At 44.5% G+C, this 24,445-nt stretch carries 24 protein-coding genes; 22 read left to right on the plus strand and 2 right to left on the minus strand.

The features are described 5' to 3' along the window. The first annotated feature begins 169 nt into the window (after window positions 1–169). Window positions 170–1,465: an aldehyde dehydrogenase gene (locus PIL01S_RS05855; protein ID WP_127536695.1), complete on the plus strand. Its 1,296-nt coding sequence runs from the start codon at window positions 170–172 to the stop codon at window positions 1,463–1,465. Between the two features lie 111 nt (window positions 1,466–1,576). Here PIL01S_RS05855 and lexA read toward each other — a convergent pair whose 3' ends face one another. Further along, window positions 1,577–2,203: a transcriptional repressor LexA gene (gene lexA / locus PIL01S_RS05860; RefSeq protein WP_056689962.1), complete on the minus strand. Its 627-nt coding sequence runs from the start codon at window positions 2,201–2,203 to the stop codon at window positions 1,577–1,579. 295 nt (window positions 2,204–2,498) lie between these two features. Here lexA and PIL01S_RS05865 point away from each other — a divergent pair, with 295 nt between their 5' ends. From PIL01S_RS05865 to PIL01S_RS05900, 8 genes are all read left to right on the plus strand, one after another. Further along, complete coding sequence (locus PIL01S_RS05865) at window positions 2,499–2,876, plus strand: LysM peptidoglycan-binding domain-containing protein (protein WP_127536696.1); 378 nt, start codon at window positions 2,499–2,501, stop codon at window positions 2,874–2,876. A gap of 96 nt (window positions 2,877–2,972) precedes the next feature. Beyond that, entirely contained in the window at window positions 2,973–3,182 is a 210-nt protein-coding gene (locus PIL01S_RS05870; protein WP_095357365.1) for a DUF896 domain-containing protein, read from the plus strand. 127 nt (window positions 3,183–3,309) lie between these two features. Further along, window positions 3,310–3,822, plus strand: a complete 513-nt coding sequence (locus tag PIL01S_RS05875; RefSeq protein WP_095286441.1) for a hypothetical protein — start codon at window positions 3,310–3,312, stop codon at window positions 3,820–3,822. 27 nt (window positions 3,823–3,849) lie between these two features. After that, a complete protein-coding gene (locus tag PIL01S_RS05880; protein WP_127536697.1) occupies window positions 3,850–4,641 on the plus strand; it encodes an HAD family hydrolase in 792 nt (263 codons plus the stop codon). A gap of 583 nt (window positions 4,642–5,224) precedes the next feature. Beyond that, complete coding sequence (locus PIL01S_RS05885; protein WP_371859930.1) at window positions 5,225–6,154, plus strand: ABC transporter permease; 930 nt, start codon at window positions 5,225–5,227, stop codon at window positions 6,152–6,154. Window positions 6,155–6,166: 12 nt separating this feature from the next. After that, window positions 6,167–7,036: a carbohydrate ABC transporter permease gene (locus PIL01S_RS05890; RefSeq protein WP_127536699.1), complete on the plus strand. Its 870-nt coding sequence runs from the start codon at window positions 6,167–6,169 to the stop codon at window positions 7,034–7,036. Between the two features lie 70 nt (window positions 7,037–7,106). Further along, the gene (locus PIL01S_RS05895) at window positions 7,107–8,738 is read left to right on the plus strand and encodes an ABC transporter substrate-binding protein (RefSeq protein WP_127536700.1); all 1,632 of its coding nucleotides are present in this window, start codon (window positions 7,107–7,109) and stop codon (window positions 8,736–8,738) included. Window positions 8,739–8,844: 106 nt separating this feature from the next. Then, the gene (locus PIL01S_RS05900; protein WP_095286446.1) at window positions 8,845–9,519 is read left to right on the plus strand and encodes a GntR family transcriptional regulator; all 675 of its coding nucleotides are present in this window, start codon (window positions 8,845–8,847) and stop codon (window positions 9,517–9,519) included. Between the two features lie 92 nt (window positions 9,520–9,611). On the opposite strand, the gene PIL01S_RS05905 is transcribed toward PIL01S_RS05900, so the two are convergent. Next, window positions 9,612–10,157, minus strand: a complete 546-nt coding sequence (locus PIL01S_RS05905) for a cupin domain-containing protein (protein ID WP_095286447.1) — start codon at window positions 10,155–10,157, stop codon at window positions 9,612–9,614. Window positions 10,158–10,336: 179 nt separating this feature from the next. Between PIL01S_RS05905 and metH the strand changes: the two genes are divergently transcribed. The 13 genes from metH (at window position 10,337) to PIL01S_RS05970 (ending at window position 24,445) form a co-directional block, all read left to right on the plus strand. Further along, window positions 10,337–13,777 carry a methionine synthase gene (metH, locus tag PIL01S_RS05910; RefSeq protein ID WP_127536701.1) on the plus strand — a complete coding sequence of 1,147 codons (3,441 nt, stop codon included), beginning with the start codon at window positions 10,337–10,339 and terminating at the stop codon, window positions 13,775–13,777. Window positions 13,778–13,851: 74 nt separating this feature from the next. Then, window positions 13,852–14,796: a ribonuclease Z gene (gene rnz / locus PIL01S_RS05915; RefSeq protein ID WP_127536702.1), complete on the plus strand. Its 945-nt coding sequence runs from the start codon at window positions 13,852–13,854 to the stop codon at window positions 14,794–14,796. A gap of 348 nt (window positions 14,797–15,144) precedes the next feature. Further along, window positions 15,145–15,954 (plus strand): TIGR01457 family HAD-type hydrolase, encoded by an 810-nt coding sequence (locus tag PIL01S_RS05920; RefSeq protein WP_127536703.1) that lies wholly within the window; start codon window positions 15,145–15,147, stop codon window positions 15,952–15,954. Between the two features lie 6 nt (window positions 15,955–15,960). Next, the gene (locus tag PIL01S_RS05925) at window positions 15,961–16,782 is read left to right on the plus strand and encodes an Fpg/Nei family DNA glycosylase (RefSeq protein WP_127536704.1); all 822 of its coding nucleotides are present in this window, start codon (window positions 15,961–15,963) and stop codon (window positions 16,780–16,782) included. After that, window positions 16,772–17,620, plus strand: coding sequence for a deoxyribonuclease IV (locus tag PIL01S_RS05930; RefSeq protein ID WP_127537193.1), 849 nt, complete (start codon window positions 16,772–16,774; stop codon window positions 17,618–17,620). The genes PIL01S_RS05925 and PIL01S_RS05930 overlap by 11 nt, the downstream gene beginning before the upstream one ends. Window positions 17,621–17,640: 20 nt before the next feature. Next, entirely contained in the window at window positions 17,641–17,979 is a 339-nt protein-coding gene (locus PIL01S_RS05935) for a cyclic-phosphate processing receiver domain-containing protein (protein ID WP_095286453.1), read from the plus strand. Continuing rightward, window positions 17,979–18,296: a thioredoxin family protein gene (locus tag PIL01S_RS05940; RefSeq protein WP_127536705.1), complete on the plus strand. Its 318-nt coding sequence runs from the start codon at window positions 17,979–17,981 to the stop codon at window positions 18,294–18,296. Before PIL01S_RS05935 ends, PIL01S_RS05940 begins: the two co-directional genes overlap by 1 nt. 2 nt (window positions 18,297–18,298) lie before the next feature. After that, complete coding sequence (locus PIL01S_RS05945; RefSeq protein ID WP_127537194.1) at window positions 18,299–19,072, plus strand: ABC transporter ATP-binding protein; 774 nt, start codon at window positions 18,299–18,301, stop codon at window positions 19,070–19,072. 6 nt (window positions 19,073–19,078) lie between these two features. Further along, the gene (locus PIL01S_RS05950) at window positions 19,079–20,128 is read left to right on the plus strand and encodes an SAM-dependent methyltransferase (protein ID WP_127536706.1); all 1,050 of its coding nucleotides are present in this window, start codon (window positions 19,079–19,081) and stop codon (window positions 20,126–20,128) included. Between the two features lie 179 nt (window positions 20,129–20,307). After that, complete coding sequence (locus PIL01S_RS05955) at window positions 20,308–21,783, plus strand: serine/threonine protein kinase (RefSeq protein WP_127536707.1); 1,476 nt, start codon at window positions 20,308–20,310, stop codon at window positions 21,781–21,783. Between the two features lie 30 nt (window positions 21,784–21,813). Continuing rightward, the gene (locus PIL01S_RS05960) at window positions 21,814–22,830 is read left to right on the plus strand and encodes an SAF domain-containing protein (RefSeq protein WP_127536708.1); all 1,017 of its coding nucleotides are present in this window, start codon (window positions 21,814–21,816) and stop codon (window positions 22,828–22,830) included. Window positions 22,831–22,904: 74 nt separating this feature from the next. Further along, on the plus strand, window positions 22,905–23,618 hold the full coding sequence (locus PIL01S_RS05965; RefSeq protein WP_127536709.1) for a hypothetical protein: 714 nt from the start codon (window positions 22,905–22,907) through the stop codon (window positions 23,616–23,618). Then, the gene (locus tag PIL01S_RS05970; protein ID WP_127536710.1) at window positions 23,615–24,445 is read left to right on the plus strand and encodes a ParA family protein; all 831 of its coding nucleotides are present in this window, start codon (window positions 23,615–23,617) and stop codon (window positions 24,443–24,445) included. Before PIL01S_RS05965 ends, PIL01S_RS05970 begins: the two co-directional genes overlap by 4 nt.

The following is a 24,445-nucleotide window of genomic DNA, read 5'->3' on the forward strand; positions in this document are numbered from 1 at the left end:
TTTTCTAAAAAATACCAGCATTTAATAGTATTTATATAATAGTAAGAGAGAAGATACATATTTTACTTAGAACAGTCATTTTAATATGTTGATAATTTCATATAAACAAGATATAATTCAATTATATTTTTAGCAATTTAATTTTAAAACATTAATTGGAGATGTTAATATGGAAAAAGCGAAACAACTCGTTGCAAGACAGCGGGCATTCTTTTATACAGGACAAACTAAAAATATCGAGTATCGGATTCATGCTCTTCAGCAATTAAGACAAGGCATTGAGAAATATCAGCAACGGATATTGGATGCACTGCATGCTGATCTAAATAAATCGGAAACAGAGGCCTATAACTCTGAGATTCGCATCGTTTTGGGTGAACTGGATTTTGCACTAGAACATCTTAAGGAATGGGCGGCTCCTAGAGCAGTGCCTACAAGTGCTGTTATACCTGATGGTACAAGCACGATCTATCCAGAACCTTATGGAGTTGCTCTCATTATTGCGCCATGGAACTATCCGTTTCAACTGGCATTTGGTCCTTTGATTGGTGCAATTGCAGCGGGTAACTGTGCTGTTATTAAGCCTTCTGAATTAACGCCGGCAGTGTCACGTCTGACGTATGACCTGATCACGGATATTTTTCCTGAGGAATATGTTGCTGTCATGGAAGGTGAAGTCGAAATGAGCACAGCCTTGTTGAAAGAGAAGTTTGATTATATTTTCTTCACAGGAAGCACGGGTGTGGGTCGCATCGTTATGAAGGCAGCAGCAGAGCACCTTACGCCGGTAACGCTTGAATTAGGTGGTAAAAGCCCTGTAATTGTTCATAAAGACGCAGATTTGAAGTTGGCAGCTCAGCGGATCGTCCGTGGCAAGTTCTTGAATGCGGGTCAGACCTGTGTTGCTCCGGATTACTTGCTTGTACATCAGGACGTACACGATAAACTCCTTGAAGAGATTGGTGAGGAGATTCAAGATAAATTCGGTAAGGATGTCATGGGAAATCCTGATTTTCCGCATATCGTCAACACACGTAACTTTGATCGACTGTCTGTATTCTTAGAAGAGGGTCATGCTCTGATTGGTGGTCGCTCTGATCGGGATCAGCTGCTGATTGAACCTACCTTGGTAGGAAATGTGGATTGGGATTCACCTGTTATGCAAGAAGAGATATTCGGTCCCATTCTGCCGGTAATGACTTACGATGATCTTAATCCTCTGCTCGCTGAGATCGTACGCCGTCCCAAACCGCTGGCGCTATACCTGTTCACGCAGCAAGAGGAGCTGCAGAATCAGGTCTTGGATCAAGTGTCCTTCGGTGGAGGGTGCATTAATGATACGTTGTCTCATATGACTTCACATTATTTACCGTTTGGCGGTGTAGGAGAGAGTGGTATGGGGTCATATCATGGTCAGCAAAGCTTTGAAGTGTTCTCCCATCACAAAAGCATTCTCAAACGATAACATATGGAATTAACGAAGTAGAAATTTAGCATGTAAAAAGAGGTTGTCCTGTTGAACAGGGCAACCTCTTTTTGTCATTACAGTTCAGCTGACTTGCTGTTGAAAGAAAGACTAGTGAATATCACGGAAAAGGCCAATCACTTTACCCAAAATGCTAACATGTTTTAAACGAAGTGGTTCAAATGTTGCATTCTCAGGCTGAAGACGAATGTGGTCTTTCTCTTTGTAAAATGTTTTAACTGTAGCTTCGTCATCTTCAGTCATCGCAACGACAATATCTCCATTATCTGCCGTTTGCTGCTGGCGTACGATAACGTAATCTCCATTGACAATTCCTGCTTCGATCATACTGTCACCAACAACAGAGAGCATAAACACTTTCTGTTCTCCAACATAATGTGTCGGTAGCGGGAAATAATCCTCAATGTTCTCTGTTGCGGTAATCGGAACCCCTGCAGTGACTTTACCTACGACAGGAATGCGAGCAACACTGTGTGCAAACTGATGGGAGTGTTCTGATTCCTCCTGGCTTAACAACTCAATGGCTCTTGGTTTAGTAGGGTCACGTCTAATGAGACCTTTCTTCTCCAAGCGGTCCAGATGTCCATGAACCGTAGAACTGGAAGCCAGTCCAACCGCTTCTCCAATTTCACGTACGGAAGGAGGATATCCCTTCAACCGGACTTCATTGCGTATAAACTCCAGAATAGCTTGCTGCCTGCTGGATATCTTCGACATACCGTATCAACCCCATTTTAGTAACGTTTGGGAAAATTATAACATAGAACCTCCGTTCGTACAAACATAAGTTCTAAATAAAATCCGATAAAATCAATGTTTTTGAGTCTTTTATTCGTATAATCCTTCAAATTTAACAATAGTAAAAAAACGAGTTGGATTCACCTAGAGATTTGCGGGAAATTTGGAGTTTAAAATAAAGCGAACAATTGTTCTAAAAATCTGTTGTACAAAACAAGTGTTCGTGTTATATTGATTTTAACAGATAGGAACAAACGTTTGGAGGACGATTAATATGAGATATTCCACTTATCAAAGTATTTACGAACCGGTGAATTCGGAAGCGGTCAAGTCTAACATAGGTAACGTTAAACAATGGTTTGCAGAAGCCAAGATGCCAACATGGTTGTTGAAATTGATTATGGCATCGTTAATCATATTTATTGGCTGCAGCACTGTATTGACTGTGTTTGCAGGAGACGAGAACAATGTTCTTCCTGGCAGCAAAATAGCTGTTTCCCAGGGTGAGACATTGTGGAGCTTATCTTTGGAACATAAACCTGAAAATATGGATACGCGTGTATATATAGAAGCAATAAAGAAAGTAAACCAGCTTCAAACAACTTCAATTCAAGCCGGACAGGTTCTAATTTTGCCTCAGTTTACCCCTTAAAATCACGATTCAGTGGAGCGAGTAAGTAGCAACCTTGACAAGCAGCCTCGATCATGTCAAAGTTAGTATGACTTTGTATTTTTGGAGGGGACAAGCTTGGATATAGATAGCCTGGTAGCACGCATCAATGAATTGGCTCGTAAACAAAAGTCCACTGGACTTTCAGAGGAAGAACTTGCCGAACGTGCTAAACTTAGAGAAATTTACTTAAACAACATCCGCAGCAACTTCAGACAGCAACTGGATTCTATTGAAATTGTTGATGATGAGAAGGATCAAGGCCACCAAGGCAAACTCAAACACTAAGGAAACCTAAAGATATCATTATGATATTTAGGTTTCTTCCTTTTATTTTGAGGATGCAAATTTATAGGGGGAATGTCGGTTTGCGAATTTTGTAAGCCGATACAAAGATGACATAAGGGGGATTCTCATGGCTCGTTCGTTCGAGAGAACGGTTCGGAAAAATTCAAAGCAGTTGAATCAGCAGCGCAAAAAAAATGGTCAACCGATTTCGGGTACGCCCGGTGAGGACATTTTCAAAGGACGCAGTCTTCTGTTTCCTATTTTCCTCATTGGACTTGCGTTTTTGTATCTGTTTATGAGCACATTTCTTGTTAAAGCTCCAATGACAACATGGGACTGGGTTACGATGCTGTTGTATGTATTTTTGGCTGTAATTTTTATGCTTCGCCGTCCTTACATCAAAATCGGGAGCAACCGGATTATAACAACCAAAGGGAATCGGGAACGCTCCATTGGAGTAGATGACATCGTTAAGTTTAGATTCGAACAGGGAACGGTAGTTATCGAACATAACAGCCGTGGCAAAAGATGGGTGTTCACTAAACTGTTGAACCGCTATGACACAGATGCCATTTCTGAACGACTTCTGAAATTTGCCAAAGCACATCAGATTACTGTAGAAACAGACGAGAAAAAGTAATTATTCACAAAGGGGAAGATGATCGGAATGGCATTAAAAGCGATTTTGTTCGACCTGGATGATACTTTATTGTGGGATGAACGCAGTGTGCGGGAAGCATTCCACGAAACTTGCCTGCTTGCTTCACAAGAAACCGGCGTTGATGCTGAGGCATTGGAAGAAGCTGTTCGTAATGAAGCTCGTAGTCTATATGAATCATATGAAACCTTTCCATTCACCAAAATGATTGGTATCAATCCGTTTGAAGGACTATGGGCTAATTTTACAGGTGGTGACCAGCCTGAATTTCGTCAATTGGAGCAGCTTGCCCCTGTATATCGTAAGGAGTCCTGGCGTCGTGGCTTATTGAAGCTGGGCGTGGACCGTGAAGATTTGGCTGAACGTCTTGCCTCGCAATTTGGAGCAGAGCGAAGATCCAGACCCCATGTATATGAAGAAACGATGGACACTTTGCGTCACTTGCAGGGAAAATTCAAATTGTTGCTCTTGACGAATGGTTGTCCAGCTCTGCAGCAAGAGAAGTTGGATGGTGTGCCTGAACTGGCTCCTTTCTTCGATGAGATCATCATCTCGGGTACTTTTGGAAAAGGAAAACCGGATCCGTCCATCTTTGAACATGCGCTCAGCAAACTTGGAGTAAAACCAGAAGAAGGCTTGATGGTTGGAGATAAACTCACGACGGATATCCGCGGAGCTTTGTCAGCAGGAATCCAGTCTGTCTGGATTAATCGTGAGAACAAAGTGAACTCGGAGTCTTATGTACCTGATCATGAGATTAAGCACTTATCAGAATTAGATCGTATTATTGCTAATTTCTGATTATTTCAGAATTGAACAATAGTGCATTTTAAAACATTGATAACCTCGGTGAATGATGCAAAATCATTCATGGGTTATCAATGTTTTTTGGTTTGGTTGAAACTTTAAAGCAACTGCGTAGTGAAGAAATATCAAAAATAATAAAAAAAGGTATTGTAATGTTGGGACTGCTGTTTTAGAATGTAACTAACATACTAGTATGACTAGTATGGGAATCATTTAAAGCAGTACTCTTTTGGAATATCCAGGTTATGGAATCAGAAGTTATTGCTTTATTATTTTTATGTATATTGTAAGCGCTTTACATAGTTTTGGAAAATATTAATTTTTGGAATACAATAGGTATTCATGAGATTGAGCAATAAGAAAACAATCTGTACCTAAGTATATCCATTAAACTACTTTAAATTGATATCGCTTACATTCAAAATATCTAGTATGCAGTGGGGGTGAAATTTCTGCAAGGGTTTCGATAGAAAGAAGTGAAGATGGGAGCTGTCATGAAGTACTTTTAATTTTATCAAGTTTATTTGATCGGAGTGAATCAGATATGAAGTCAGAAACTGCTAAAACCACACTTACGATGACCTCATTACGCAAAGAAAGCAGGTTAAGAACGGCTGGAGCCTTACTCCGCAAAGATTGGCAGCTGTATTCACTATTAATACTTCCAGTGATCTATCTGATAATTTTTAAATACGGGCCCATGATTGGTAATGTGATTGCCTTTAGAAGATTTGTACCCGGAGGCAGCATTTTTGGTGAAACCTGGGTTGGGTTAAGGTATTTTCAGATGTTCGTTCAGGACCCCACATTCTGGAAAGTATTTGGGAACACACTCATTTTAGGTGGGCTTGCATTACTCTTCACTTTCCCAGTTCCCATTATCTTTGCGCTGCTTTTGAATGAAGTAAAAAGTAAACGCTTCAAAAAGTTCGTTCAGACTGCATCCTATCTGCCGCATTTCTTATCGATCGTTATCGTAGCCGGTATGATTTTGCAACTAACGGCAGTGAATGGATCAATTAATGGCTTGGTTGCATTCTTTACTGGAGACAATATTCCTTTTATGCAGCGCGCCGAATGGTTCAGAACGATCTATATAACCTCTGAAATTTGGCAAGGCATGGGCTGGGGAGCCATTTTGTATCTTGCCGCCTTAACAACAATCGATGATTCTTTGTATGAAGCTGCACGGATTGACGGTGCGAATCGCTGGAAACAGACGATCCATGTAACCATACCAGGCATTTTGCCAACCATCGTTACATTGTTAATTCTGAATATGGGTAATTTTCTTGCTGTCGGATTTGAGAAAATTCTCCTCCTTTACAATCCGCTTATCTATGATACATCAGACGTGATTTCCACTTATCTGTATCGTGTAGGTTTGCAATCCAGCAACTTCAGTTACGCTACTGCGATTGGATTATTCGAATCACTCATCGGACTGATCTTGGTATTCTCGGTAAATGCAATCTCACGCAGACTAACACAACGAAGCTTGTGGTAAAGGAGGGGCAACATGCAGGAATCAAAATCATACAAAGTGTTCAAAGTGTTCAACGCCATCTTTTTGCTGCTCGTGGTATTCGTCACACTCTATCCGTTCCTGAATGTCGTAGCACAATCTTTCAGTAGCGAATCCTATATCAATTCCGGGAAAGTCAGTATCATCCCGAGAGGGTTCAATGTTGAAACCTACAAGACCATCTCGCGTGACAGCATGTTCTGGACCAATTATAAAAATACAGTTATCTACACCGTGGTAGGTACGTTGATATCCATGTTTATGACAACCATATTCGCGTATGCAATTTCTAAAAGGAGATTAATGGGACGCAAGTTCTGGACAATGTTTGCCGTGTTCACCATGTTTTTCAGTGGCGGATTGATTCCAAACTATGTCCTGATTAATTCCCTTGGCATGAACAATACGATGTGGGCGTTAGTTGTACCTGGAGCAATCAGCATTTATAACATGTTAATTATGAAATCATTTTTCGAAAACATGCCTGAGGAGCTGGAGGAAGCAGCAGCCATCGACGGTTTAAACACATATGGTATTTTACTTCGTATCATATTGCCGCTAAGTAAGGCTGTAATGGCTACAATGGTTCTGTTCTACGCAGTGGGACACTGGAACTCATGGTTCCCGGCATTCCTATATCTCGACAAAAAGGAACTGTTCCCTGTGACCATTTATTTGCGGAACATGATTGCAGGTGCAACAGGAGGAGCTTCTGCTGGAGCGTCGGCTGATAATTTGACTCAAATCTCAGCTAATATCAAGTCGGTAACGATGGTACTTACGATTCTGCCTATCCTTACGATTTATCCGTTTGTGCAAAGATACTTTGTAACCGGTATCATGTTGGGATCTGTCAAGCAGTAATTCCAAGTGCATATAGTTAACATCTCTTAGACGCAAGGCCAATCTAAACCACATGCAGGGGGACAATGTAATGAAAAAGAGACCACGCAAGCTTGTAGGCAAGATGGTTTTGGCAACAATGATGAGTGTTGTTTTGGCAGCATGCAGCAGCGGAGCGGGAACCGAGAAGGCCGAACCTGAATCCAAAGGGGCTATGGAGTCCTACGGAGTGGGTGAAACGTTTAAAGCCTCGGAGCCATTCAACTTATCCATACTTTATAGTGATCAGCCAGCATATCCATACAAGAAAGATTGGTTGCTTTTCCAAAAAATCACCGAGCTGACGGGTGTGACCTTGGATCCTACCATTGTACCAATGTCTGACTATCCGCAAAAAAGATCTCTTTTGATCAGTTCGGGAGATGCACCTCTCGTAATCCCTAAAACCTATCCGGGTGAAGAATCTGCCTTCGTATCTTCTGGAGCCATATTACCCGTAAGTGACTATGTTGACTTGATGCCTAATTTCAAGGACAAGATAGAGAAATGGGGACTTGAGGATGAACTGGAGGGTCTCCGTCAGGAAGACGGGAAGTATTATGTTCTCCCTGGTTTGCATGAAGAAGTATGGCCAGACTATACACTGATTGTTAGAACGGATGTCTTCGAGGAAAACAACATTCCTATCCCAACAACTTGGGATGAACTATATGATGCTGCCAAGAAGTTGAAAGAGATCTACCCAGATTCGATTCCGTTCTCTGACCGATTTGAATTTAACAGTACGTTGAATATTGCGGCTGCTGGTTTTGGAACCAAGGGCGGGTGGGGTTTCGGCAATGGTCTTACGTATAAGGAAGACAAGGATGAATTCGTATATACATCCACTACTCCTGAGTACAAAGAAATGCTGACCTACTTCAACAAAATGGTGTCCGAAGGATTGCTGGACAAGGAAAGTTTCACTCAAGATGATGATCAAGCGACACAAAAATTTGTCTCTGGCAAGTCGTTTATCATTAACGGTAACTCTCAAACGTTAGTGCTGCATCGCAATGATATGAATAAAACGTTGGGTGAAGGAAAATTCTCCATTGCTAAAATTACGGTTCCGGGTGGTCCGAAAGGACAATTAATGTCTGGATCAAGACTTGAAAACGGTGTCATGATTTCCGGTAAAATCAAAGATAGTGAAAATTTCAAAGCAACAATGCAATTTATTGACTGGTTATACTACAGTGATGAAGGACAGGAGTTTGCCAAATGGGGAGTTGAAGGAGAGACCTTCACGAAACAGGATGGGGTTCGCAAGCTTGCGGATGATGTGAACTATAATGGATTGAATCCTAAAGGCACAAAAGATCTGCGTATTGATTACGGTTTCTCTGGTGGCGTGTTTGCTTATGGTGGAACAACGGATCTGCTGCACTCCATGTTTAGTGAAGAAGAATTGAAATTCCAGCAGGACATGAAGGATACCAAGGAAGTTATTCCTGCTGAACCTCCAATCCCGTACTCAGATCTTGACCGTGAACAGGTGACATTGCTTAGTACTCCACTTAAGGACTACTCGGACCAAAATACCCTTAAATTTATTCTTGGCGAACGCAGTCTTGACGAGTTTGATGCATTTGTAAAGGAACTGGAAGGACAAGGGTTGTCTCAGTACTTGCAGATTTCCAACGATACGTACAAAAAGTATAAAGAGAACAAACAGCAGTAGCATGATAAACAAAGTTTAAACGATTGCCGTTTCGCTGAGCTCATTTTAGTGAAACGGCAATTTATGCTAAGATGAATGAATACGGCTGAGAGGAAGAGGTTAAGGAATGTCACTTAATCAAAAGATTAGAGGTTCGACCCGGGCTTATTCATATGAGCTGATAAAGGAAAGAATTTTGCACCTTGAGCTTAAACCTGGTACGAAGATTTCAGAGAAAGAAATAGCGGATGAACTTGAGGTCAGCAGAACTCCTGTTCGTGAAGCTTTCATGAAGCTTGCTGAAGAGGAACTTTTGGATATTATCCCACAGAGTGGAACAATCGTCTCACATATTAATCTGGAGCATGTGGAAGAAGGCAGATTTATGCGAGAAAAAATAGAAAAGGAAATTGTAGCGCTGGCGTGTGCCTCATTTGCAGAAGAATTCAAATTCAGATTGGAAACCAATATCGCTATGCAGGAAGTGTGTATGGATAAGAATAACTTCTATCGACTGTTTGAACTGGATGAGGAGTTTCATCAGATCCTGTTTCAGGGAACTGGAAAAATGAGAACGTGGAAAATGCTTCAGCAGCTTAACATTCCGTTTAATCGTCTGCGTATCCTTCGCTTGTCCGAAGACATTAATTCCGAAATTATTATCTCCCAACACAAGGAAATCTACCAGCTCATCAAGGAGCGCCAAACAGAACAAGCGATGAAGGTGATGGAAGCTCACCTTAGACTTGTCGTTGTTGAACAGGAGACGGTCAAAGCAAAGTATCCACATTATTTTATATAATCCATCTAGTGTTGTATAATGATCCAAACCGCAACAAACCCCTGTTCAAATGGACAGGGGTTTGTTGAATGAACGATATCCGTAATATAAGATTAGGCCTGCTTAATAAAAGTAGGATCCGGGTACGGGTCAGCAACCCAGCCGTCTTTTTCGATAAAGAGACGGACAGCAATAATTTGTTTGTTCTCCATCAAAGTGAAGAAATGCGGCGTGTTTTCCGGTACGGAAATGACGTCTCCAGGAGACAATTCTACATTAAAGTAACCTACATCATCTGTACCTTTGATAACAAAGATCCCTTTACCCGCGACAATGGCACGGATTTCATCTTCGGCATGTGTGTGGATTTCCTCGAACTTGGCCAATTTTTCTTCAATATCTGGCGTTTGTTCGGAGAGGGTGATGACATCCCAGATCTGATATCCGCGACGTGCAGCGAGGTCTTTGATTTCATAATCAAAGGTTTCCAAAACCTGGTTTTTCTGATCATCAGTCAATCCAAAGTTATTTTGCAATTCAGCACTTAATTTGGATGCGTCCCATTTTTCATAGAGTACCTCATATTTGTCCAAGAAATTTCGAACATTTTCGTCTCCAGTGATACGTTCGTTCGTATTTCTGATCACAATTTCAGCCATGTTCTTTCCCTCTTTTCCACTTGGTTTAATAGATATTATATCGGATGTCTACCTTTTTGTCGATTCGCAAATTCGACCTTGATCGTCTGAAACCCGCCATACAGCTGAATAAAACCGATCTTTCACAATAAGTAAGTTTCTGTTAAACTAAGATTTAACGTTTTGCGGGGGTGAAGTTATTGGATAAGCTTAGTCTACATGATGCATTAAAACAACGAATATTAATCCTCGACGGTGCGATGGGGACCATGATTCAACAAGTTGATCTCACTGGTGCAGATTTTGGCGGAGAGGATCTGGATGGCTGTAATGAAATGTTGGTACTTACACGTCCAGAACTCATCCAGCGCATTCATGAAGAATATCTGGAAGCTGGTGCAGATTTAATCGAAACCAATACATTCGGAGCTACTTCGGTTGTATTGGCCGAATACGATATCCAGGATCGTGCCCGCGAGATTAACCTCGAAGCTGCTCGAATTGCGAGAGCTGCGGCAGATCGGTTTTCGACTCCAGAATCCCCACGGTATGTGGTAGGTGCGATGGGACCAACAACGAAGACGCTCTCAGTTACGGGCGGCGTAACGTTTCAGGAGCTCATCGACAGTTATTCCGAGCAAGCGCTCGCTTTAATTGAGGGAGGCGTTGATGCGCTACTGCTTGAAACTTCGCAGGATACCCTTAATGTCAAAGCAGGCAGCATAGGTATCCAGCAAGCATTCGAGCAGAGCGGAATTAAGCTCCCTTTGATGATCTCAGGGACAATTGAACCGATGGGAACAACCCTTGCGGGTCAAAACATCGAATCCTTTTATATATCCCTAGAACACCTTAACCCAATTTCAGTGGGACTAAACTGTGCTACAGGCCCGGAATTTATGCGTGACCACATCCGTTCTCTTTCCGGAATGGCTTCAGTAGCAGTCAGCTGTTATCCGAATGCAGGTCTACCTGATGAAAATGGTAATTATCATGAATCACCTGATTCACTCGCTCAGAAAATTGGAGCATTTGCCGAACAGGGATGGTTAAACATCGCCGGAGGTTGCTGCGGTACAACTCCAGCACATATTCGGGCGATGCGTGATACGCTTGCCAAGTACCCCCCAAGAGAAATGAACGGAACACATCCGCCAGCATTATCCGGTATTGATCCCGTATATATAGAGCAGGATAATCGTCCATATATGGTTGGTGAACGGACCAACGTGCTTGGATCTCGGAAATTCAAGCGCCTGATCGTTGAAGGGAAATATGAGGAAGCTTCGGAAATTGCACGCGCTCAGGTAAAAAATGGAGCACATGTTGTCGACGTTTGTGTGCAGGACCCGGACCGCGAAGAAGCTGAGGATATGGAAAAATTTCTCGAACTGGTCGTCAAAAAAGTAAAAGTTCCGCTGATGATTGATACAACCGACGCAAAGGTCATCGATCTTGCTCTTCAGTACTCTCAAGGTAAAGCGATAATTAACTCCATTAACCTTGAGGATGGGGAAGAGAAATTCGAGCTTGTAACTCCTCTTATCCACAAATATGGCGGAGCCGTTGTAGTGGGTACAATCGATGAACGTGGACAAGCCATTAGTCGGGAAGATAAATTGGAGGTTGCCAAGCGTTCATACGATCTGCTGGTGAACAAGTATGGATTGAAGGCTGAGGACCTGATTTTTGATACATTGGTGTTCCCTGTTGGCACCGGGGATGAGCAGTATATTGGTTCTGCCAAGGAAACCATTGAGGGGATTCGGGTTATCAAGGAAGCTATGCCTGAGTGTCATACGATTCTTGGTATCAGCAACATCTCATTTGGATTGCCTGAGGCCGGTCGGGAAGTCCTGAACTCTGTCTTTTTGTATGAATGTACGAAGGCAGGACTCGATTACGCGATTGTAAACACGGAGAAGCTGGAACGTTATGCTTCCATCCCTGAAGAAGAACGCAGATTGTCGGAAGAGCTGCTCTATAATACAAATGACGAAACACTCGCTGCATTCGTAGCGGCATTCCGGAACAAAAAGGTTGAGAAGAAAGAGAAGATTTCGAATCTTTCATTAGAAGAGCGTCTCGCCTCTTATGTTGTCGAAGGCAGCAAAGAGGGATTGTTGCCAGATTTGGAACAGGCTCTTGCCAAATACTCAGCGCTTGAAGTCATCAATGGGCCACTTATGCAGGGGATGGAAGAAGTAGGCCGACTGTTTAACAACAACGAGCTGATCGTTGCTGAGGTTCTACAGAGTGCGGAAGTAATGAAGGCCTCAGTTGCTTATCTGGAACAATTCATGGAGAAAAATGAAACATCTGTGAAGGGCAAAATCATTCTGGCAACGGTTAAGGGTGATGTGCACGACATCGGGAAGAACCTGGTGGAGATCATCCTGTCCAATAACGGTTACCGAATCATTAATTTGGGTATAAAAGTACCACCAGAACGAATTATAGAAGCATATAGAGAAGAAAAAGTCGATGCAATCGGCTTATCCGGTTTGCTTGTCAAATCGGCACAGCAGATGATTGTCACCGCGCAAGATTTGCGTACAGCGGGTATCGACGTACCTATCATGGTGGGTGGAGCAGCACTTACGCGCAAATTCACCAAGAACCGGATTCGTCCTGAATATGACGGAATGGTTGTATACGCAAAAGACGCGATGGACGGTCTGGATTTGGCTAACAAGCTGATGAACCCGGTTTCCCGTGAAGTCATGCAGCTGGAGATGGAGGCCGAAAAAGAAGCAGATGCGTCCAGTGCAGAAACAGTTAAACCGCTGCCGGAGCTTACGCGAGTTGAGCGGTCGGATATCGCAATCGACAATCCTGTTCTTGTTCCTCCGGATCTTGAGCGGCACACGCTGCGTAATTATCCATTGTCGCACATTTTGCCGTATGTAAACATGCAGATGCTGCTTGGTCATCATCTTGGCCTTCGCGGTTCTGTGGAGCAGCTGCTCGCTTCGGGTGATCCCAAAGCTACCGATCTCAAAGCGGTTGTAGACGGAATTATGCAAGAAGCAGTCCGGGATGGAATTATCCAGGCACATGCGATGTATCGCTTCTTCCCGGCACAATCCAGCGGCAATAGCGTCATCATTTACGATCCCGAGAATACAAGCAATATTCTGCATACCTTCACATTCCCGCGGCAAAAGGTTGAACCGTTCCTGTGCCTGTCTGACTTCCTGAAGCCAGTGGAATCTGGAGAAATGGATTACGTTGGATTCATGGTTGTAACAGCCGGTCACGGTGTTCGTGAACTATCTACGGCATGGAAGGAGCAAGGGGATTACCTTCGATCACATGCTCTGCAATCTGTAGCACTTGAAGTAGCTGAGGGATTAGCTGAACGAGTGCATCATATGATGAGAGATATATGGGGCTTCCCGGATCCGGCGAACATGACCATGAAACAGCGTCATGGCGCGCGTTACCAAGGGATACGGGTGTCATTTGGATATCCGGCTTGTCCGGATTTGGAAGATCAGGGGCCACTCTTCAAGCTGATGCAGCCTGAGGACATTGGTGTGGAACTGACGGAAGGCTTCATGATGGAGCCGGAAGCTTCCGTATCCGCGATGGTGTTCAGTCATCCGCAAGCCAAATATTTTAATGTTGAAAAAGCATAGTCAATAAGAGGTCAGGCAGAGCCCTCCGCATCGTCGGAGGCTTTTTGCTGGCAACAGAAAGAGGTGCAATCCGGATGGAACTATATTTCCTGGGAACTAACGCTGGTGTACCTACACTGCAGCGGAATGTAACTTCCATTGGGCTCCGCATGTTGGATGAGCGAAGAGCTTTGTGGTTGTTTGACTGCGGGGAAGGAACCCAGCACCAAATTTTGAGTTCACCGCTAAAACTGAGTAAATTGGAGAAAATCTTCATTACTCATCTTCATGGGGACCATGTATTCGGGCTTCCCGGCCTGCTTTCGAGCAGGGCTTACCAGGGAGGGACGACACCCCTTACGGTTTATGGACCGCCTGGGACAGAACGTATGATTACAACCGTAATGGAGTTAAGTCAGTCTCGGATTAACTATGAGTTGAAGATTGTTGAGCATACAGGTGGTTTGCTGTTTGAAGACGAGAGCTTCATTGTAGAGTCTGCATTACTGGAACATCGGATCGACAGCTACGGCTACCGAATTACGGAGAAGGATCGTCCAGGCAGTCTCGATCAAGCTAAGCTGGCAGAGTATGGTTTGAAGCCGGGTCCTCTTTTTGGTCGTCTTAAACGCGGTGAGACGATTACCCTGGATGACGGCAAAGCTGTTCGTCCGGAGGATGTATTAGGAGCTCCCAAACGCGGCAAAGTGATAACCATTTTAGGAGATACACGACCGTGTGCAAATGTATTGCCCCTCGCTAAGCATGCAGATGTACTTGTGCATGAAGCAACATTTATGGACGATTTGGCAGATACCGCTCATGAGTACTATCACAGCACTGCTAAGCAAGCGGCTGAGGCGGCCAGAGCAGCAGATGTTGGAGAATTGATTATGACTCATTTTAGCTCTCGTTATAAGGATGATGAACAGCTGCAGCCCCTTTTGGACGAGGCAAAGGCCGTTTTTCCTAACTCCAGATTGGCGAATGAGCATCAGTTAATTCCTGTCATTCATCATCAGAATGGATCTCAGTTATAATTAAGGCAGTTGGGCTTCAAAAATGTTCGTTTAAAGGCGGCAATTCAGGCGGGACTGAAGGGGAGAGGCCCTGAGGTCCCTTTTGCAATCTGATCGGAAAGCGTGTAGGATGGGCAATATGAGCAGGGAAATGAACCAAATTATTTTCCGGGAAAGCGCAGGAAATGACAAGCTTGTACAGAAGGCGCGCGAGTGAAAACGTCTGGGTTCGATTCGGTTCGACGTGTTGCGTGCTCATACGAGCAAGCCCGTATTATTTTTTGAAATACATAGCTATGGATCAAAAAACTTCAAAATGTAATTAAGGACATGAATGGTTAATGGTCTAAAAGAAAGGAAGTGCTCTGTATGATTAAGGCCTATCTGATCGATCTGGATGGAACACTCTATCATGGCAGACATCGGATTGAAGGGGCAGACAAGCTTATTCAGACGCTGAATGAACAGGCTGTACCTTATTTATTTGTAACAAATAATTCTTCACGTACACCGCAAGGGGTAGCAGATCACTTGAACGAAATGGGAATTCCAGCGGAAGCATCTCAAGTTTGTACTTCTGCAGTTTCTGCTGCTGAATATGTAGCTGAAGAATCTCCTGGCGCAAGAGTTGCCTGCATTGGAGAAGCTGGTTTACTTCAGGCTATCGATGAAGCAGGATTGCAAAGGACGGAAGAAAAGCCGGAATACGTCATTCAAGGCATTGACCGTGAATTTTCCTACCAAAAACTAACCAAGGCACTGCGCTGGATTAATGATGGAGCAAAATCAATCCTGACCAACCCAGATCTACAGCTCCCCTCTGATGATGGCTTGACTCCAGGAGCAGGTACCATTGGTGCTGCGATCGAAGCGGCTACAGGTGTTTCACCAACTGTAATCGGCAAGCCTTCCAGCATTATTATGAAGTCAGCGATTGATCGATTAAATTTAAGGGCTGATGAAGTGGCAGTGATCGGGGACAATATGCGTACAGATATTGCAGCAGGAGCAGCAGCTGGATGCGAGACATTGCTCGTATTGACCGGAGTCACAACGAAAGAAAATATGGATACTCATATTAGCGCGACCAAGATACGTCCTGATCATGTGTTTGATGATTTGCATAAACTGATTGAGTGGCTGTTGCAACAAGAGAGCCAAGCATCCAAGAAGGGATAGATACAGATGCCGGAACTGCCGGAAATGGAAAACTACCGGACATTATTGTCCGCAGAAATACTTGATTTACCTATTACTGGTGTTGTCGTTAATCGGGAAAAATCCATCAATAAAGAGCCAGAGGAATTTACGCGCGAACTTACAGGCAATCGTATTATTTTTGTCGAGCGCCGGGCGAAGTATCTTATTTTTCATTTGGCAAACGGTAAACGACTGGTGCTCCATCTCATGCTGGGAGGCATGATTTACTGGGGGACTGAGGCAGATCGTCCCGATCGGTCGACACAAGTTGAGATTCAATTTGGTGATCATATCTTGTTCTTTATTGGACTCCGATTGGGTTATTTGCACCTGCTTACATCCAAGGAAACGGAAGAAGCCATGGCCGATCTTGGACCTGAGCCACTTGATCGACGCATGAATCCTGAGCGTTTTGCTTCATTGCTGAAAGGACGCCGCGGAACGCTCAAAACGACCCTGGTTAATCAGCACATTATTGCTGGTATCGGCAATTGTTACTCGGATGAAATTGCTTTTGCTGCAGGTTTGAGACCTAGTTCCAAAACACAGAACATCGCCAGTTCACCAGAGCTCACAGAGCGTTTGTTCCGTTCTATGCAGTCGGTGCTCCGTGAAGCAGCTTCGGAGGGTGGTTATATGGAAATGCCGCTGATGCAAGGGGACACGAAAACAGGAAGTTTTGATGAGCAATGCAGGGTATATGATCGCGAAGGGGAAAGCTGTCCACGTTGTGGAGGCACGATTGAACGAGTGGAAATTACGGGGAAGAAGGCTTTCTTCTGTCCGAATTGTCAGCATGAGGCCTAATTACGGAATCGGCGCACACGTCAGCACGAGAGGTGGATTTTTACAAGCAGCCAAGAGGGCATATGAGATGGGGGCAACGGCATTTCAATATTTTCCGAAGAACCCCCGGAGCCTTGGTTTGAAAGATCCTGATCTTAAAAATGCTGAATTGTGCCGGGAGTGGTGTGAGGAGAATGGCATTGCGTCCATTGCACACTCACCCTATCCGACGAATCCGGCTTTGGGCATGACCCGTGGAGAGGCGGGGTTTCATGCTACCGTAGCTTCCATAAGGAATGATCTGCATATTGCAGATGTGTGCGGTTCAGTAGGAACGGTAGTTCATTTTGGTCATCTTAAGAGTGATCAGCCGCTTGAAGGGTATCAGAATCTCATCCATTGTTTGGATACGGTTTTGGAAGACTGGAATGGACAGGCAAAGATCTTGCTCGAAAATCAGGCAGGTGACCACGGTCCAATGGGCACGACGATGGAAGAAATGATTCAGATTCGCAAGCTGAGCCAATATCCGGAGCATATTGCTTTTTGTTTTGACACATGTCATGCTTTTGCTTCAGGGATGTGGCACAGCAATAGTGAACAGGATATGCTTCAAAAAGGCAGACAGCTTGGGTACTGGGATGCACTTGCTGCTGTGCATTTTAATGACTCCAAATATGCTTCCGGCTCGTGCAAGGATCGACATGCGCGAATCGGTCAGGGATTTATAGGAAGCAAAGCGATGCAAGAATTGTTGAGTTCGACCGAGTTCCAACAGGCTGTCGTTGTGTTGGAAACCGAGACAGGTGAGGATGGGACGCACAAAGATGATATTGAGGTCATGCGTTCCTGGTTGTAAACGGGGAGAGGAGTGGTCGTATGCATGTTTTCTTGGATGATTACCGGTCATGTCCCAAGGGATTTGTCTTGGCTACCAATGCGGAAGAATGTCTAATGCTGCTCAGGGAAGGTGACGTGGATATTCTGTCCCTGGATTATGAATTGGGGCCGGATTCGCCAAATGGTGGAGAAGTTGCAGCTGCCATTGTACGGGAAGGGCTGTTTCCACGCGAAATTTATTTACACACCTCCAGCATGTACGGCAAACGTCAGATGTACGAATTGTTATATACCAATAAACCTGACACTGTAAAGGTACACAACGGTCCGATGACAGGTGAGGTTATGCTTCGGGTTGCTGCGGGAGAGCTCAGCTGATGAAGCCCATTCATTCGAAGCTTTTGATGCGCGGTGTGTGGGAAGGTATTCCTCAAGCTGTATTTATCTACACCCCTTTATGCGGTACTTGTGCTGCAGCGAGAAGAATGCTGGAAATCGCGGAGCATTTGCTGCCTGAGAACACATTATTTGAAATGAACATTCATGATATTCCGGATCTTGTGCAGCAGTTTAAAATTTCAAGCGTACCTGCAGTGATGCTGTTTGATGGTGAGCAGGATGTACCTAAAATGATTTATCGAATGTCCTCGGTGGAGCACCTGCTAAATGAAATTCGAAAGGCGGTCCTGAAATGAGGATTATTTCGATGGAGCATGTTTCTCTTCGCCGGGAGGATAATCAGATCCTGGATGACGTTCATCTGCATATTGAGCAGGGCGAGCATTGGGTCATTCTGGGACGTAATGGTTCAGGCAAAACAACACTGCTGGAAATGATGAATGGATACATGTTCCCCAGTCAAGGGCGTATTGAGGTGCTGGGGAACTTATATGGGCAATGTGACGTTCGTGAAGTCAGAAAAGAGATTGGTTATATCAGTCAAACGCTGATTGAAAAACTGACATTGCGAGACCCGGTCTGGGAGGTCGTTGCGACAGGTGCATTTGCCTTTTTGCGTTTTTATCAGACCATTCCCGATGAAGTGAAGACTAGAGCCTTGAATCTTCTGGATGACATGGGCTTCGCTAAATTGGCTAACCACCCGCTGGGTACACTATCCCAGGGCGAGCGAAAAAAAGTTATGCTTGCACGTTCATTGATGGCGGATCCTAAGTTATTAATTATGGACGAGCCGTGCGCTGGACTCGATCTGTATGAACGGGAAAAAATGTTGGCTGAAATCGACCAACTTCGTCAGCGCAATATAACAGTAGTATATGTAACGCATCATGTAGAAGAGATCATGCCCTTATTTACACATGTAGCATTGATTCGCGAAGGTCGTATTGCTGCGGCTGGAAACAAACATGATGTTTTGACACAGGATACAATTAAGCATACGTACGACATTCCGGTCGACATCCAGTGGGATCACGATCGACCATGGATTCGCGTACGTTCTGGAGGGTAACACAAGTTGAGTACACAGTCATCTAGCGGAGAAGGGAACTTCTCCCGTTTTATCTGCACAGCCAATCATGGCTTTGCGCCCTATGCTCAGGAAGAACTGCGCCGTACATTCGGTGCTGTTAAGAGCACGGTACTTGTACCGGGTGAAGTCCTTCTTGCAGGCTTACCGGTAACAGAAGAAGAGGTATCGATCAAACTCCTTGAGGAAAATCCAACGTTTTTACGTCACATTCAGCCTGTTCAGTTTCAGGAGAATACGGAAGATTCTGATCAGGCGATGGAGAGACTGATTGCCTTTATTACAAACCATACGGAGTTGACCGGAACCAAAGTGGCATTACAGGTTCGTAAAACGGAAGGTTCATTTTGGCTGGAGAACGCTGCTTCATTGAAGCAATGGTTGACCGAAAAACTGGATACACTAGGCTGTGATTGGGTTGTTCGCGATGCAGACTCTGTTATTTCTGTGTTTGCGGCAGATGATGCATTGTATGCTGGTATATCACGACCTGAACAGAACCTTTCCGACTGGAGCGGGGGAGCTGTACGCTTTCAAAAAGAGGAAGGCCAGATCTCGCGTGCCAAATTCAAGCTGCTTGAGGCAGAGCAGACATTTGGCATCGATTTTGCATCGTTTCACAAAGCGCTTGATATTGGTGCTGCCCCTGGTGGTTGGACTTCCTTTTTGCTAGAACGAGGATTAGAAGTCACAGCAGTGGACCCGGCCAAAATGGATGCCACACTTCTGGAATCGCCCAAACTTACGTTTTTGAAAAAGAATGCAGGTGATGTACGGTTCCGTGAAGGTGAATTTGACCTGCTTGTCTGTGACATGAGCTGGAGTCCCAAATTGATGAGCCGACTCGTTTCGGACTTGTTATATAGTCTTCAATCCGGTGGAACAGCGGTTGTTACGGTAAAATTGCTTCATAAGAAACCACTCGCGCTGATCAAGGAAGTCATTGATACGTTTGAGCGTTCACGGATGCAGATTCAACGATCCAAACAATTGTTTCACAATCGCGAGGAAATAACACTTTATATGATTAAATATTAAGCACGTAAAGATTTTAAATTTACTACTTTACAATATCTTGTGGCGTATACTATAATGATACCATTATTAACCATAATGAATCCAAGGGAAAGCATCCCGAGGTGGACAAGTCTGGATAACCGGACTGTTGCACTTCGGTAAGCTTTCCCTTTTTTGTTATGCAGAAAGGAGGAGTATACATGAGACATCCGGCGAGGCTGGAACACGGAAGCCTGCTGGGAGGACGATATCGGATCGAGTCCGTACTGGGTACAGGTGGGATGAGTCACGTATATAAGGCAGAAGATATGAAGTTGCCAGGTAAGACCTGGGCAATAAAAGAAAGTGTTGCTATGGTACCTTACGAATCCAGTATGGAGACGGAAGCTGCTCTTTTGACCTCACTCAGGCACCCCAGATTACCGCTGATTGTTGATTTTTTTGTACCGAATGAAGAGGGCTACACGTACCTGGTAATGGAATACATTGAGGGTCAGACACTAAGTGATTATCACAAGCAATGTCGCGGAAAGATCCCCCTCGAACATATGACAGATTTTGTGCTCCAATTACTTGACGTGCTCAGTTATTTGCATGGTCTGAATCCAGCAGTGATTTATCGCGATCTGAAGCCATCCAACATCATGATAACCCCAGACCATGAAGTCAGGTTGATTGATTTTGGGATTGCTCGCAGCTTCAAGGCTCAGCATACAGAGGATACGGTGAAACTGGGTACGGCAGGGTTTGCTGCTCCCGAACAATACGGTACCGGACAGACGGATGCCAGATCGGATTTGTATGGGCTCGGAGCACTGCTGCTCTACCTCATGACGGGTGGTACATATACAGAATGGATACAAGGGGTCGAAAGTTCCATACGCAGTGATGTACCTCGCACTTACATTCCGGTTGTACGGCGATTGTTGAGACAGAACCCCGAGGAACGCTTCCAATCTGCCGATGAAGTCCGCAAAGAACTGCTTCGAAGACCTGGAATAACGGAGAGTAATGATTCGACAACATTGACCATTAGCGGTGGAACTAGAGTTATTGCTCTGACAGGAGCATCTTCCGGTGTTGGGGTTACGCATACCGCCATAGCCATTAGCCATTACCTGGAGAGACAACAGTTTAAGGTGGCAGTCATCGAGATGTCGCCGCGCTCCCAATCGTTTGCAAGGATTCAGCAAGTTGCCCAAGCTGGGAAACCATTATTGGCAGGCAGACAGTTTGCAGTAGACGGAGTGCACTATTGGAAGCAGTCCGGACGAGCAGACATTTTGTCTCTGCTGGGTGGCAGCTACCAATTCATCGTTATGGATCTGGGTAGTGGTCAGGATCAGAATCGACTGGAGGAATTTCTGAGAGCAGACCTGCCTATTGTTGTGGGCTCAGGTGCTGAGTGGAAGCAGGCAGAGATTAATGCATTTGTTCGTTCGCATTATCGTTATCCGAGAGACAAATGGATTTATTGTTTGCCGCTTGCAGCCACAGATGCTGTTCAACGTGTACGTAGAACTTTGAATACATCAAGTGTGTACGGACTTCCATTGCACATTGATCCTTTTGATAGGGATTCTCAGACAGACAAGGTATTAGCCCATATATTGAATCATTTGATCGGGCAGCAGCCCAAGAAGCGTTCGTTTTTTGCAAGAAGAATAAAATCATGATTAGAGGAGCTTGTGAAAGGAGAGCCTTTTTTGTCCAAATTAAGAAAACAAAGCCGACAAATGATCTATGCCGGATTAACCGGTGCGGGAGCAGTAGGATTATTATTCGGGGGATATGTCATCTACAACGTGATTACAATGAATGACACCAAATCTGAAATGGAGTCCCAGTATGCTTCAGCTTACGAACAAAAAGAAGCTGAGCTGCTGCAGCAATGGAACACAGGAGCACAAGGCTGGGTAACGGTACGCGACGTTGAAGCAGGAGAACCGATCTTACCCGAGGATATTAAGCTTATCGCAGTGCCTGATGCTCAAGCGCCACGTAATTTATGGTCCAGCACCAAACAGATGGATGGGCAAGTAGCCAAAATAGAATTGAAAAAAGGAACAGCCATAACAACCGAAATGGTTTATGAAGACACGCCAGCACCGCCAGATTTAAGAAATCGTGAACTGCAGGTCGTTTTATTACCCACTTCACTTGCACAAGGCGATAATATAGACATTCGCATCCAATTTCCAACAGGGCAGGACTATATCCTTCTGTCCAAGAAGAAAGTAGAGCGCCTGAATGAAGCGACGTTGTGGATTACCATGACCGAGGAAGAGATTCTGTCGCTGTCCAGCGCAATCGTAGATGCCTATTTACATAAAGCTTCAATTTATGCACTAACGTATGTTGAGCCTCAGTTCCAGACAGCTGCAATTCCAACGTACCCTGCCAATAGTGAAGTGCTGAAACTGCTTGAAAGTGACCCGAACATTGTTCGGCGGGCAGAACAGGAGTTGTCGAGACAGGTACGGAGTTCCCTTGAGAGCTCTCTGGCTGCTTCCATGACAGCGCCCTCCCAAAGTGTTGAGCAAGATGTTGCACAATCATCCGTTTCCCATAACAGCAGACCTCGCTCTAACAATACTTCGGACGAAGTCATATGGAATGACGGATCAGGAAGCAATCAGCAAACGACAAATGGAAACAATCCATCCACGGAGTCTTCCGCATATACGGATGAACAGAAAAGCCTGTTGACCGGAGGAGAGTAGTAGACATTCAAAATGTAAAAATATAATGCTGATAACAACGTAATAATGCATAAAAGGAAGGAGTTGAGTGTCACGTGCATACTTGGATTTTCGCTGGATTATGTGAAAAAAATGATCTTATGTTATATCTGTGCAAAATTTTAGCCACTTCAGGCAAGCGGGTGTTACTGGTTGACGGAACTTTACAACAAAAGTATGGGTACGGGGTTGGAGAAGGACACCATTCTCTGCGTATCACCGAATTTGAGGGTTTTGATATTGCCTGTCACTTTGTAACTTCGGCCGCGGTTGAGAGTCATCTGGAGGCTAGTGGAGAAGGTGTGGACGCTTATGATTATGTCTTGTATGACATGGAAACCTCCCATTTCGCATCTAGAGAATTATGGCTCACGGCTGATATTCGAGTCTGGGTGAGTGATTATGAACGTTACAATCTGGAACGAGGAAAAGGCTGGTTGAGGCGGCTTCTTGAAGAGCAATCTTTACCAACAGAGCTTTCATTTCAGCGCATTCTGATTAATGCAGTTGACTGCAAATTGGAAGAACGTTACCTATGGGCCTATCTGGAAGGAAGTCCTTTTGTTTGGACAGGCGAATCTTTGATACTTCCATGGGATGAACTGACTGCTGCGGTGAAATTGGAAAATGAACATCACCGTCGGGTGCGGTTAGGGCCTTTGTCACGGAGCTACAAAAAATCACTATGTCGTTTGTTCGAACAATTGACTGGATGGGAAAGTGTTCGAAGTCGAAGAGCGATCAAGGAAGCGGAAAGGATGAGAGCATGAGCAACATTTTGTTTTGGAGTCCTTTTGCAGGTTCGGGCAGTACGTCCAGTGCAGTAATTAGCGCCTACGCCATGGCACTTCAATACAGGACCCGAGTTTTATTAGTGAACACAGGTCCAGTCGGCAGTGGTATTGAAGCACCGCTTCCATCTATGGAATTAGGGCAGGCTGACAGTCTGTTCAGATTTGAAGAGGGTGGTTGGGATGCAGTAGAACGACTACATATAAGCGGAAGCCTAGGCAAGCATAATTTGAAGGATTACGCGAAGCCGCTATTACGGGATAGATTGGATTTATTGACCGGAAGAATTAACCAGATGGAACGTACGCCCAAAGAACACATTGAAACGTTGAAAGCACTGCTGGAAGTGGCGAATGAGTACTACGATATGGTTTTGCTGGATGTGGACCGTGAGGGAATGGATGCGACCGTTCTACTGGCTCAAGCTGATTATGTTGTAGTGAATTTGACACAAAATATGCGTGATCTGGAATTGTTTTTTGAACACATCAAACCTGATAACTTAAGTAACCAAAACATGCATGTTGTCATCAACAAGTATGATCCGCAAGCAAGGGCAACTCTTAACAACATTCGCCGACGTTTCCGTTACAAGGGATCCATATCCATTGTGCCTTATACGACTGCATTTCTGGATGCTGTGAATCGGAGGGATACGGCTACGTATCTGCAGCTTGAAGGATTGAGTGACAGTAGAGATCTTCGAAAAGGAAGCATGGCCGCCAGTATGGCTGAACTTGCTCGCCTGATTATGGACGGTGCGGGTATGCGTACTGTTCTGAAAAGGCTGGAAAGGGGAGCCTGA

This window comes from Paenibacillus illinoisensis NBRC 15959, from assembly GCF_004000925.1.
GTDB lineage: Bacteria > Bacillota > Bacilli > Paenibacillales > Paenibacillaceae > Paenibacillus > Paenibacillus illinoisensis.

Coding starts and splice junctions, on each gene's coding strand:
- PIL01S_RS05855 (WP_127536695.1), top strand. CDS start 170: ATGGAAAAAGCGAAACAACTCGTTGCAAGACAGCGGGCATTCTTTTAT.
- lexA (WP_056689962.1), bottom strand. CDS start 2,203: ATGTCGAAGATATCCAGCAGGCAGCAAGCTATTCTGGAGTTTATACGC.
- PIL01S_RS05865 (WP_127536696.1), top strand. CDS start 2,499: ATGAGATATTCCACTTATCAAAGTATTTACGAACCGGTGAATTCGGAA.
- PIL01S_RS05875 (WP_095286441.1), top strand. CDS start 3,310: ATGGCTCGTTCGTTCGAGAGAACGGTTCGGAAAAATTCAAAGCAGTTG.
- PIL01S_RS05880 (WP_127536697.1), top strand. CDS start 3,850: ATGGCATTAAAAGCGATTTTGTTCGACCTGGATGATACTTTATTGTGG.
- PIL01S_RS05885 (WP_371859930.1), top strand. CDS start 5,225: ATGACCTCATTACGCAAAGAAAGCAGGTTAAGAACGGCTGGAGCCTTA.
- PIL01S_RS05890 (WP_127536699.1), top strand. CDS start 6,167: ATGCAGGAATCAAAATCATACAAAGTGTTCAAAGTGTTCAACGCCATC.
- PIL01S_RS05895 (WP_127536700.1), top strand. CDS start 7,107: ATGAAAAAGAGACCACGCAAGCTTGTAGGCAAGATGGTTTTGGCAACA.
- PIL01S_RS05900 (WP_095286446.1), top strand. CDS start 8,845: ATGTCACTTAATCAAAAGATTAGAGGTTCGACCCGGGCTTATTCATAT.
- PIL01S_RS05905 (WP_095286447.1), bottom strand. CDS start 10,157: ATGGCTGAAATTGTGATCAGAAATACGAACGAACGTATCACTGGAGAC.
- rnz (WP_127536702.1), top strand. CDS start 13,852: ATGGAACTATATTTCCTGGGAACTAACGCTGGTGTACCTACACTGCAG.
- PIL01S_RS05920 (WP_127536703.1), top strand. CDS start 15,145: ATGATTAAGGCCTATCTGATCGATCTGGATGGAACACTCTATCATGGC.
- PIL01S_RS05925 (WP_127536704.1), top strand. CDS start 15,961: ATGCCGGAACTGCCGGAAATGGAAAACTACCGGACATTATTGTCCGCA.
- PIL01S_RS05930 (WP_127537193.1), top strand. CDS start 16,772: ATGAGGCCTAATTACGGAATCGGCGCACACGTCAGCACGAGAGGTGGA.
- PIL01S_RS05935 (WP_095286453.1), top strand. CDS start 17,641: ATGCATGTTTTCTTGGATGATTACCGGTCATGTCCCAAGGGATTTGTC.
- PIL01S_RS05940 (WP_127536705.1), top strand. CDS start 17,979: ATGAAGCCCATTCATTCGAAGCTTTTGATGCGCGGTGTGTGGGAAGGT.
- PIL01S_RS05955 (WP_127536707.1), top strand. CDS start 20,308: ATGAGACATCCGGCGAGGCTGGAACACGGAAGCCTGCTGGGAGGACGA.
- PIL01S_RS05970 (WP_127536710.1), top strand. CDS start 23,615: ATGAGCAACATTTTGTTTTGGAGTCCTTTTGCAGGTTCGGGCAGTACG.